Annotated in this window: 11 protein-coding genes; 6 read left to right on the top strand and 5 right to left on the bottom strand. The window is 67.2% G+C overall.

From position 1 onward, the window contains the following. The first annotated feature begins 29 nt into the window (after nucleotides 1-29). The 5 genes from RSO01_RS15630 to RSO01_RS15650 all read left to right on the top strand — a co-directional run bounded on the left by RSO01_RS15630 (nucleotide 30) and on the right by RSO01_RS15650 (nucleotide 5,216). Nucleotides 30-980: an ABC transporter permease gene (locus tag RSO01_RS15630; protein WP_147150047.1), complete on the top strand. Its 951-nt coding sequence runs from the start codon at nucleotides 30-32 to the stop codon at nucleotides 978-980. A 9-nt stretch (nucleotides 981-989) separates the two neighbouring features. Further along, nucleotides 990-1,934, top strand: coding sequence for an ABC transporter permease (locus tag RSO01_RS15635; RefSeq protein WP_147150048.1), 945 nt, complete (start codon nucleotides 990-992; stop codon nucleotides 1,932-1,934). A gap of 1 nt (nucleotide 1,935) precedes the next feature. Continuing rightward, nucleotides 1,936-2,916, top strand: a complete 981-nt coding sequence (locus tag RSO01_RS15640; protein WP_147150049.1) for an ABC transporter ATP-binding protein — start codon at nucleotides 1,936-1,938, stop codon at nucleotides 2,914-2,916. Further along, nucleotides 2,913-3,911 carry an ABC transporter ATP-binding protein gene (locus tag RSO01_RS15645; protein WP_218037349.1) on the top strand — a complete coding sequence of 333 codons (999 nt, stop codon included), beginning with the start codon at nucleotides 2,913-2,915 and terminating at the stop codon, nucleotides 3,909-3,911. Before RSO01_RS15640 ends, RSO01_RS15645 begins: the two co-directional genes overlap by 4 nt. A gap of 120 nt (nucleotides 3,912-4,031) precedes the next feature. Continuing rightward, nucleotides 4,032-5,216: a hypothetical protein gene (locus tag RSO01_RS15650; RefSeq protein WP_147150050.1), complete on the top strand. Its 1,185-nt coding sequence runs from the start codon at nucleotides 4,032-4,034 to the stop codon at nucleotides 5,214-5,216. A gap of 3 nt (nucleotides 5,217-5,219) precedes the next feature. Here RSO01_RS15650 and RSO01_RS15655 read toward each other — a convergent pair whose 3' ends face one another. The 3 genes from RSO01_RS15655 to RSO01_RS15665 all read right to left on the bottom strand — a co-directional run bounded on the left by RSO01_RS15655 (nucleotide 5,220) and on the right by RSO01_RS15665 (nucleotide 6,830). Then, a complete protein-coding gene (locus tag RSO01_RS15655) occupies nucleotides 5,220-5,513 on the bottom strand; it encodes a hypothetical protein (RefSeq protein WP_147150051.1) in 294 nt (97 codons plus the stop codon). Between the two features lie 32 nt (nucleotides 5,514-5,545). Further along, nucleotides 5,546-6,307 (bottom strand): sulfite exporter TauE/SafE family protein, encoded by a 762-nt coding sequence (locus tag RSO01_RS15660; RefSeq protein ID WP_147150052.1) that lies wholly within the window; start codon nucleotides 6,305-6,307, stop codon nucleotides 5,546-5,548. Between the two features lie 139 nt (nucleotides 6,308-6,446). Beyond that, nucleotides 6,447-6,830: a hypothetical protein gene (locus RSO01_RS15665; protein ID WP_147150053.1), complete on the bottom strand. Its 384-nt coding sequence runs from the start codon at nucleotides 6,828-6,830 to the stop codon at nucleotides 6,447-6,449. Nucleotides 6,831-6,938: 108 nt separating this feature from the next. Between RSO01_RS15665 and RSO01_RS15670 the strand changes: the two genes are divergently transcribed. Continuing rightward, the gene (locus tag RSO01_RS15670) at nucleotides 6,939-7,418 is read left to right on the top strand and encodes an Lrp/AsnC family transcriptional regulator (RefSeq protein WP_147150054.1); all 480 of its coding nucleotides are present in this window, start codon (nucleotides 6,939-6,941) and stop codon (nucleotides 7,416-7,418) included. On the opposite strand, the gene RSO01_RS15675 is transcribed toward RSO01_RS15670, so the two are convergent. Then, on the bottom strand, nucleotides 7,419-8,006 hold the full coding sequence (locus RSO01_RS15675; protein ID WP_147150055.1) for a 2-hydroxychromene-2-carboxylate isomerase: 588 nt from the start codon (nucleotides 8,004-8,006) through the stop codon (nucleotides 7,419-7,421). Next, nucleotides 8,003-8,794 (bottom strand): SDR family oxidoreductase, encoded by a 792-nt coding sequence (locus RSO01_RS15680; RefSeq protein WP_147150056.1) that lies wholly within the window; start codon nucleotides 8,792-8,794, stop codon nucleotides 8,003-8,005. Before RSO01_RS15680 ends, RSO01_RS15675 begins: the two co-directional genes overlap by 4 nt. Nucleotides 8,795-8,844: the final 50 nt, after the last annotated feature.

The following is an 8,844-nucleotide window of genomic DNA, read 5'->3' on the forward strand; positions in this document are numbered from 1 at the left end:
GGTCCGGGAGACCTTGAAAGGTCTCAGCCATGCTCGCCTACATCATCCGTCGCGTCGCCTACCTGGTACCCGTCCTGCTCGTGCTGTCGATGGTGGTCTTCACCTTCGTGGAGATGCTGCCGGGCAACATCATCGACACCCTGGTCGGCAGCGAGGGCGTCAACGACCCGGAAGTGCGCAAGGTCCTCGAGAAGGAGTACGGCCTCGACCAGCCGGTCTACATCCGCTACGCCAAGTGGCTGATACGCGCCGTGCAGGGCGACTTCGGCTACTCGCTGGTGACGCGCCGGCCGGTCGCCGTCGAGCTGATGTCGGGCATCCCTGCCACCGTCTATCTCGCTGTTGTCGGCATCTCGCTTTCCATGCTGATCGCCGTACCGTTGGGCACCATCGCCGCCGTGCGGCGCAACACGGCGATCGACTACACCGCCCAGGTCACCTCGCTGATCGGCATCTCGATTCCCGAGTTCTGGTTCGCGATCCTCTGCGTGCTGTTCTTCTCGCTTTATCTCGGCTGGCTGCCCTCCTCGGGCTTCGCCAACCCGTTCGTCGATCCCTGGGCGAGCCTGAAATTCCTGATCCTGCCGGCAGCGGCGATCGGCTTTCGCCAGGCCGCCTACACCACGCGACTGACGCGCTCCTCCATGCTCGACGAGATGAACAAGGAATATGTCGACACCGCGCGGTCGGTCGGCCTTAGCGAGCGCAAGGTCATCTTCAAGTACACGCTGCGCAACGCCATGATCCCGACCATCACCATCAGTGGCCTGCAGCTCGCCAACCTGCTCGGCGGCACCGTGGTGCTGGAATCGATCTTCGCCTGGCCTGGCATCGGCCGCGCCATCTTCGAGGCGATCCTGCAGCGCGACTATCCGCTGGTGCAGGCCGGTGTGCTGGTGCTGGGCGTGATCGTCGTGATCATGAACCTGCTGGTCGATTTGACCTACAGGCTGCTCAATCCACGCGTGAAGTTCGGTTAGGGACGGACCATGACGGAAATCCAGGCCGACAAGCTCGCCGAACTCCAAGCCGTCCGCGCCCCGGCGATCGGCGGCCGCCTCGCGCGCTGGCGCATGGCGCTGGGCAACGCCTGGCACGAGCTGCGCAAGAGCCGCACCGCCTCGATCGGCGCCGTCATGCTGGTGCTGCTGTTCGGGGCCTGCATCGCCACGCCGTGGATCACGACCTACGATCCGATCAAGCAGAACTATCGCGAGCGGCTGCAGCCGCCCTCCGAGAAGCACCTGCTAGGCACCGACCGCATGGGCCGCGACATCTACACCCGCCTGCTCTATGGCGGCCGCCGGCTGGTCGCCATCGCGCTGCTGGCGGTGACCTTCGGGCTGTCCGTCGGCATCCCCTACGGCGTGCTGTCGGGCTATTTCGGCGGCAAGGTCGACACCGTGGCCATGCGCTTCATCGATGGCCTGCTCGCCTTTCCCGGCCTGCTTTTCTACCTGCTGGTCGTCACCCTGGCCCGTGAATGGAAAATCGAAGGCATCGCCAACGACGCGGTGCTGGTCTTTGCCCTGGGCTTTGCCTTCATGCCCGAGGTGGCGCGGCTGTCGCGCGGCACGGTGCTGGCCGAGAAGCAGAAGGAATATGTCGAGGCGTCGCGTGCCGTGGGCGACGGCAGCCTGTCGATCGCGCTCCGCCAGATCCTGCCCAACATCATCTCGCCGCTGATCGTCAACGCCACGGTCCGGCTGGGTTACGTCATCCTGATCGTGGCCGCGCTGTCGTTCCTCGGCCTGGGCACGCCGCCGCCGACGCCCGACTGGGGCTCCGACCTCGCCGCCGCCCGCGACTACATGGAGACCGCCCCCCTGATCGCGGCCTTCCCCGGCCTTGCCATCTGCTACACCGTGCTCGCCTTCAACCTCTTCGGCGACGGGCTGCGCGACATCCTCGATCCACGATTGGCGGAGCGCTGAGATGGCCGAGACAGTTTTGGAGCTCGACGATCTCACGGTCCGCTTCCACCTCAGGCGCGGCGACCTCACCGCGGTCGACGGCGCCTCCTTCTCGATCGAGCGCGGCCAGACCTTCGGGCTGGTGGGCGAATCGGGCTCCGGCAAGTCGGTGACGGCCAAGGCGATCATGCGCCTGATCCCCGCCCCGCCGGGTGAGATCCCGCGCGGCCGCGTGCTGTTCGAAGGCAGCAACATCCTCGACAAGAGCGACGCCGAGATGCGCGCGCTGCGCGGCCGGCGCATCGCCATGGTGTTCCAGGAGCCGATGAGCGCGCTGAACCCGGTGTTCACCGTGTGCGACCAGATCTCCGATGCGCTGCGCACCAATCTCGGCCTTTCCAAGAAGGAGGCGCGCGAGCGTGTGGTCGAGCTCCTGTCCCTGGTCGGCATCCCCTCGCCGCAGAAACGCCTCGACAGCTATGTCCACGAATTCTCCGGCGGCATGCGCCAGCGCGTCATGCTGGCCATGGCGCTCAGCTGCAATCCAAACTTCCTGATCGCCGACGAGCCGACCACGGCGCTCGACGTCACCATCCAGGCCACCATCCTCGAGCTGATCACCGGCATGATCGAGCGGCTCGGCATGTCGCTGCTGTTCATCACCCACAATCTCGGCGTCGTCGCCCATGCCTGCGACCGCGTCGGGGTGATGTACGCCTCCCACATCGTCGAGCTCGGCGACAAGCGCGAGATCTTCGCGAGGCCGCAGCATCCCTACACGGTGGGACTGCTGAACTCGATTCCGCGGCTCGACGGCCAGGCCAAGTACCTGACGCCGATCGCGGGCTCGGTGTGCAACATGATGGACCCGCCGACGGGCTGTAAGTTCCATCCGCGCTGCAGCCACGCCATGGATGTCTGCCGCCGCGAGATCCCGCGACTCAAGGAGATCGCGCCCGGCCATCTCGCCGCCTGCCACCTGCACGATCGGGGGACGGCATGACGATGGCGCCGACGGCCGACGACACGCTGCTGCGGGTCAAGGGACTGACCAAGCACTTCACCCTGCACGGCGACATCTATTCCAAGCTCGCCGGCGAGAAGACCCAGGTGCTGAAGGCGGTCGACGGCATCGACTTCCACATCCATCGCGGCGAAACGTTGGGCCTGGTGGGCGAGAGCGGTTGCGGCAAGTCGACGACGGCGCGGCTGGTGACGCGGCTGATCGAGCCCACCGCCGGCGAAGTCACCTTGAAGGGCGAAAACCTGTTGGGGTTCTCGCGCAGCCGCATGAAGGAGGCGCGCAAGGAGGTCCAGCTGGTGTTCCAGGACCCCTACAGCTCGCTCAACCCCCGCAAGACGATCATGCACATCCTGAGCCGGCCGATGGAGATCCACGGGCTGGTGCGCTCGTGGGCCGAGAAGCGCGAACGGGTGCTCGAGCTGCTGCGCCGCGTCGGGCTCGGCATCGAGCACATCGATCGCTATCCGCATGAATTCTCGGGCGGCCAGCGCCAGCGCATCGCCATCGCCCGCGCGCTGTCGGTCGATCCCGAGCTGGTGATCGGCGACGAGCCGGTGTCGGCGCTCGACGTGTCGATCCAGGCGCAGATCCTGAACCTGTTCCGCGAGTTGCAGAAGGAGTTCGGGCTGACCTACCTCTTCATCGCCCACGATCTCAGCGTCATCCGCCATATCAGCGATCGGGTGGCGGTGATGTATGTCGGCAAGATCGTCGAGACGGGACCGGCAGCGGCACTGTTCGACAAGCCATTGCATCCCTACACCAAGGCCCTGCTTGCGGCGGTCCCCGAGGCCGATCCGGCCAAGCCCGCACCGCGTCTCACCCTGCAAGGCGAGGTGTCGACGCCGATCGATCCGCCACCTGGCTGCCGGCTGTGCGGCCGCTGCCCGCGCGAGAGCGCCGTGTGCGCCGAGATCGCCCCGCCGCTGGTCGATGTCGGCGACGGCCGGCAGGTTGCCTGCCACAATCTCTAGCGACCTGTAGTCCATCCGACACAGCCCATCGTTGCGTATCGCACAGATTTTTCGCGAACGGCGGAACTTGCGACGCCCCAAACGGTTTCCCTCCCCAGTGATTTACAGGGAGGTGGGATCATGGGCGTTCGTCTGCTGCCTGCGGTTGCCGTCGCGACCGGCCTGGTTTCATTGCTTGCTATCGTGTCGGTTGAACACGCCACTGCCCAGGTGGGCGGCGCTGCAGGCGCCGCCGCCGGCGCAGCGGGCGCTGCAGCCGGTGCTGCCGCCGGAGCCGCGGCAGGTGCGGCCGGGGCAGCCGCTGGGGCAACCGGCGGAGCGAGTACCGGTGCGGCGGGAGGCGCATCGGCTGGCGGCAGCGCCGGAGCCAGCGCCGGTACGGGCGGCGGCGGCGCCGGTAGTAGCGCTGGCGGTAGTAGTGGCGGCGGCGGTGCCGGCGCTGGGGCTTCGGGCGGCGCTTCGTCTGGGGCAGCCGGCGGCACGTCCGGCGATGCAAGCGCCGGCGTGGGGGTTGGTGGCGTCGGCAGCAGCAGTGGTTCCAGCGGCGGGGCCGGCGTGGACGCCGCGGTCAGCGGACCAGCATCGGGCAATGCCAGCGTCGGCATTGGCATCGGTGGCGTCGGCGGCGGCACGGGTCCGGGTGGCGCCGCGGGCGCGACAGCCGCGGTCGGCGGCGGGCCAGCGTCTGGCAATGCAAGTGTCGGGATCGGCATCGGTGGCGCCGGCAGCGGTGGCTCTGGTGGCGGTGGAACTGGAGGCGGCGGAACTGGTGGCGTTGGCACGGGCAGCACTGGCACGGGCAGCGGTGGGACGGGTACCGTCGGCGGCAGCGGCACAGGAGGTGTTGCAGGCGTCGGCGCTGGTACCGGCGTCGGTTCGGGCGCGGGCATCGGCGGCCCGGGTGCCAGCGTCGGCACGGGTGCCGGCGGCGTCGGCAACGGCGTCAGTGCGACGAACACCATCTCGGCGCAGGAAGAAGCCATGCTGCGGCTCTATCTCAGCGACATCGCGCCAGTCGATTCCGTCGCGGCGGGCAACCTCACGACGGTACAGACGGCATCGTTGCTTTATCGTTCCGGGCACAAGCGCGCCGCTAAGGAGCTGCTGTGCGAGCGGCGCGACGTCTACAACGCCTTCCGGCGCACGCCCACACCGTGCCTTTCGCGCGCCGACTGGGAACTGAAGGAAGCCAGCGCCGCCAACACCACATCGCGCTTCCAACCCGGCACTTACCGGACCCGCGCGGACTGCCTGACGGCGGCCTACACCGCGCGCGTTCCGCTCGGCGCCTGCGACGGGCGATAGCCCTCAGGGATTGCAGTTGGCCTGGGCGATGACCACCGCGTCCAGGCCCTGCATCTGCTCCTGCGTGAGATTGGAGGGGTCGAGCAGGTTGCCACCCGGCTCCATCGCCTTGTTGGACTTGCGCATGCCTTCGATGGCGGCTTGCTTCTTGTCAGCCGGAACCTTGGCAGAGATGCATTCGCACATCTTCTGCGGCGTGGTCATCGTGCAGGCTTGCATGAAAGCATCCTGCGCCTGGGCACCGGTTGCGAGCGCCGAGATGAAAGCCAAGCCGAGAGCGCAGGTGACGACGCGCATAGAAACTCCTCCTCCAGTGCCGGCCGATAATATCAGAACAGCCAGCTGCGTAGCAGGCCGAACAGGCCGGTGGCGAACAGAATGGTGAGCGCCACGTTGCGGTAGAGCCGCTCGCTGGCCAGGCCATGAAAGGCCCGGCCGCCGACCCAGGCGCCCAGCACCATGACCGGGAACAGCACCACGGCACGAATCAGCGCGTCGACGCCGGCCACCCCGGTCGCCAGCACGATGACGATCAGCAGGAACTGGGTCAGGAAATAATAGGTGACGATGTTGGCGCGGTTGACCTGCGGCGGATCGTTGCCCGACAGCAGGTAGAGCAGCACCGGTGGGCCGCCGACGCTGGTGGTGGCCATCATGGCGCCCGACACGGCGCCGACCGCGACGGTGGCGGCGGTCGAGCGCCGGCCGGTGTATTTCCAGCCGGTCCACATCAGCACGACGAAGGCCACGATGACGGCCGACACCGCCGTCACGATGGTGTTCTTGTCAACGCTGGCCAGCAGCCAGACGCCGAGCGGCATGGCGGCGCAGGCGGCGATGCTCATGGGCGTCAGCACCTTCCAGTCGGCATGCTGGCGGACCTGCGGGAAGAGCTGCAGGGAGACCACCAGCTCGATCGCGACCACGGTCACCACCATGTCGGCTGAGCCAAAGAGGATCGCGAAGATCGGCGCCATCAGCATGGCGGAACCGAAACCGGCAAAGCCGCGCATCAGGCCCGCGACCAGGGTGACGCCGATCGCGGTCCACAAACCGACCCCGGCAAACAAAGACACAATGTAGGAGACCATAGAAGCGACTTCTCGAGACGAACCGGACACGACGACAGGCGATCCGCGGTCCGGACGGGCCGGAGCGGGATCAGCGCATAAGTCGAAGGGTCTGCCGCTTCATGGCGCGAACCTTGGTCGATCCGCGCCGGCCCGTCAATCAAAGAGCCTGCAGGATCGAGCAGGCCGCCCAGACGAAACCAACGGTGGTCGTGGCGAAGCTCGCGATGCGATAGGCCTTGCGCATCGGGCCGATCTGCGGCTGCGGATCGACCGCCCGCAGCAGGAAGAGCGAGGGATTGGCGAAGCCGCCGATCACCACCAGCCAGCAGGCCTCGACCGGCAGAGGCACGCGGATGGCGTAGAGCGCCATGCAGAGGAGCGCCATCATCAGGAGATCGATATGCGCGCGGATCAGCGAACCGTAGTCCTTGATGAATCGCGACACGGGCTCGAAGGGAATGAGACGGCAGAAGGTGGCGATCCAGGCCAGCGTCAGGGCCGAAAGGAGCATGGCGGCGGCGCCGGCCAGAAGTATCTTCATGCGCGGCACTATCGGCGGGAGGCGCGATCGAAGTCCTTGCGAATTGAGGGCTGCCGAGTAGGCTCCCGCGCCACTTTCCGCACTTTTGCGGGGGCCCGGAGCGCCAACATGCCAAAACCGACACTCGACGCCATCGACACGCGAATCATCGCGGCGCTGCAGGCCGACGGCCGGCTGAGCAACCACCAGCTCGCCGAGCGCATCGGCCTGTCGCCGTCGCCCTGCCTGCGCCGGGTCAAGCGCCTGGAGCGCGAGGGCTACATCGAATCCTACCGCGCCGTCCTGCAGCGCGACCGCGTCGGGCTGGGCTTCACTGCCTTCGTAACCGTGAAGATCGAGGGCCATGCCGACCTCGCGGCCGACGCCCTGCAGGACGCGATCGTCGCCATGCCCGAGGTCGTGGCCTGCCACATGGTGTCGGGCGATTCGGATTATCTGCTCGAGGTCGTCGTGCCCGACCGCGAGAGCTACCAGGCCTTCCTGGTCGGCAAGCTTCTCGACCTGCCGATCATCAAGGAAGTGCGCTCCAACATCGCGATCCAGCCGCTCAAGACCGCAGCACCGCTGCCGCTCGGCCATCTCGCCTGATCAGGCCGCAAGCTTGGCGCGCACGAAGTCGATACGGTCCTGACCCCAGAACAGCTCGCCGTCGACGACGAAGGTCGGCACAGCGAACACGCCCTGCTCTTCGGCCTCCTGCTGATGGCGCTTCAGCTCCGCCGGGCCCTCCGTCGCGGCAAAGGCGTCGAAGCCTGCGGTATCGACGCCCGCATCGGTCAGCAGGCCCATCACCGCGGCGCGGTCCTCGTAGTCGATCTCGCGCTTGAAGAAACGCGGATAGGCGAGATCGATCAGGGCGCGACCATGGCCGCTCTTGTCGGCATAAAGCCAGGCGAGATGCACCAGCGTCTGGTCGAAGATCTTCTTCGGACCCAGGAGCGTGATGCCGCGCTGGTTCGCGAAGCGACGGGCGTCCACGTAGAAGTACTTGATCTTGCGCATGCCCCGCGCGATCGCCTCCGGATCGCTGAGATTGACCGCGCCCGCGATATTGAGGGCGAAAGGCCGGAGGCGAAGCTCGACCTCGAAGTCGCGCTCGAGGTCGTAGGCCGGATCCTTGGCGAGATACGAAAACGGGCTGCGCAGGTCGAGCCAGAGATCGACCTGCTTCCTCATGCGCGCCGGCCCTCACCTCGTTTTTGGCCCTCGCCGGTCTTGTCGCGCAGGCGGCGCATGCCGCGCAGCCAACGGTCACGGTCGAGCTTGCGCGCCATGTACTCCTTCACCTCGGGGTGCGTCAGGATGAGGAAGCGCTCTTCGTCCATTGCCTCGATGACGGTCTGGGCGACGGCGTCGGTATGCAGCACGCCGTCGACCGAGGCCGCGCCGGCGCCCGCCATGCGCAGCATGTTGGTGTCGACCGCCTGCGGGCAGAGCACCGACACGACGATGCCGCGATCGCCGTACTGGATGGCGAGATGTTCGGCCAGGGCCACGGCGGCATGCTTGGTGACGCCGTAGGGCGCGGAGCCCATCGAGGCGAGCAGGCCGGCCGCGCTGGCGGTGTTCAAAAGATAGCCCGACTTGCGCGCGAGCATGCCCGGCACCAGGGCGCGCGCGGCATAGACATGGCTCATGACATGGATCGCCCAGCTGTCGGCCCAGTCCTTGTCGGTCGCATCCTCGTGGCCGCCGCGGCCAATGCCGGCGTTGGAGAAGAACACGTCGACCGGCCCGAAGCGCCGCTCGGCTTCGGCGACCAGCTGCTTGATGTCCGCCTCTTTGGCGACGTCGCAGGCGACCGCCAGCCCCCGGATGTCGTCGGCGACGGCGCGCAGGCGGTCAGCATCGCGGTCGGCCACGACCACACCCTTGGCGCCTTCTTTGGCATAGCGCCGCGCGATCGCCTCGCCGATGCCACCCGCCGCGCCGGTGACGACGCAGACCTTGTCCTTCACTTTCATTTGGTTCTCCTCATGCTCTTCCGGACCGCGCGCATCCTGCGCGCTCATGC

It is taken from the genome of Reyranella soli (assembly GCF_007992495.1).
In the GTDB taxonomy this organism is placed as follows: domain Bacteria; phylum Pseudomonadota; class Alphaproteobacteria; order Reyranellales; family Reyranellaceae; genus Reyranella; species Reyranella soli.

What these genes read in the sequence shown, in the direction of transcription:
- RSO01_RS15630 (WP_147150047.1), top strand. Translation starts at nt 30, where the DNA reads ATGCTCGCCTACATCATCCGTCGCGTCGCCTACCTGGTACCCGTCCTG.
- RSO01_RS15635 (WP_147150048.1), top strand. Translation starts at nt 990, where the DNA reads ATGACGGAAATCCAGGCCGACAAGCTCGCCGAACTCCAAGCCGTCCGC.
- RSO01_RS15640 (WP_147150049.1), top strand. Translation starts at nt 1,936, where the DNA reads ATGGCCGAGACAGTTTTGGAGCTCGACGATCTCACGGTCCGCTTCCAC.
- RSO01_RS15645 (WP_218037349.1), top strand. Translation starts at nt 2,913, where the DNA reads ATGACGATGGCGCCGACGGCCGACGACACGCTGCTGCGGGTCAAGGGA.
- RSO01_RS15650 (WP_147150050.1), top strand. Translation starts at nt 4,032, where the DNA reads ATGGGCGTTCGTCTGCTGCCTGCGGTTGCCGTCGCGACCGGCCTGGTT.
- RSO01_RS15655 (WP_147150051.1), bottom strand. Translation starts at nt 5,513, where the DNA reads ATGCGCGTCGTCACCTGCGCTCTCGGCTTGGCTTTCATCTCGGCGCTC.
- RSO01_RS15660 (WP_147150052.1), bottom strand. Translation starts at nt 6,307, where the DNA reads ATGGTCTCCTACATTGTGTCTTTGTTTGCCGGGGTCGGTTTGTGGACC.
- RSO01_RS15665 (WP_147150053.1), bottom strand. Translation starts at nt 6,830, where the DNA reads ATGAAGATACTTCTGGCCGGCGCCGCCGCCATGCTCCTTTCGGCCCTG.
- RSO01_RS15670 (WP_147150054.1), top strand. Translation starts at nt 6,939, where the DNA reads ATGCCAAAACCGACACTCGACGCCATCGACACGCGAATCATCGCGGCG.
- RSO01_RS15675 (WP_147150055.1), bottom strand. Translation starts at nt 8,006, where the DNA reads ATGAGGAAGCAGGTCGATCTCTGGCTCGACCTGCGCAGCCCGTTTTCG.
- RSO01_RS15680 (WP_147150056.1), bottom strand. Translation starts at nt 8,794, where the DNA reads ATGAAAGTGAAGGACAAGGTCTGCGTCGTCACCGGCGCGGCGGGTGGC.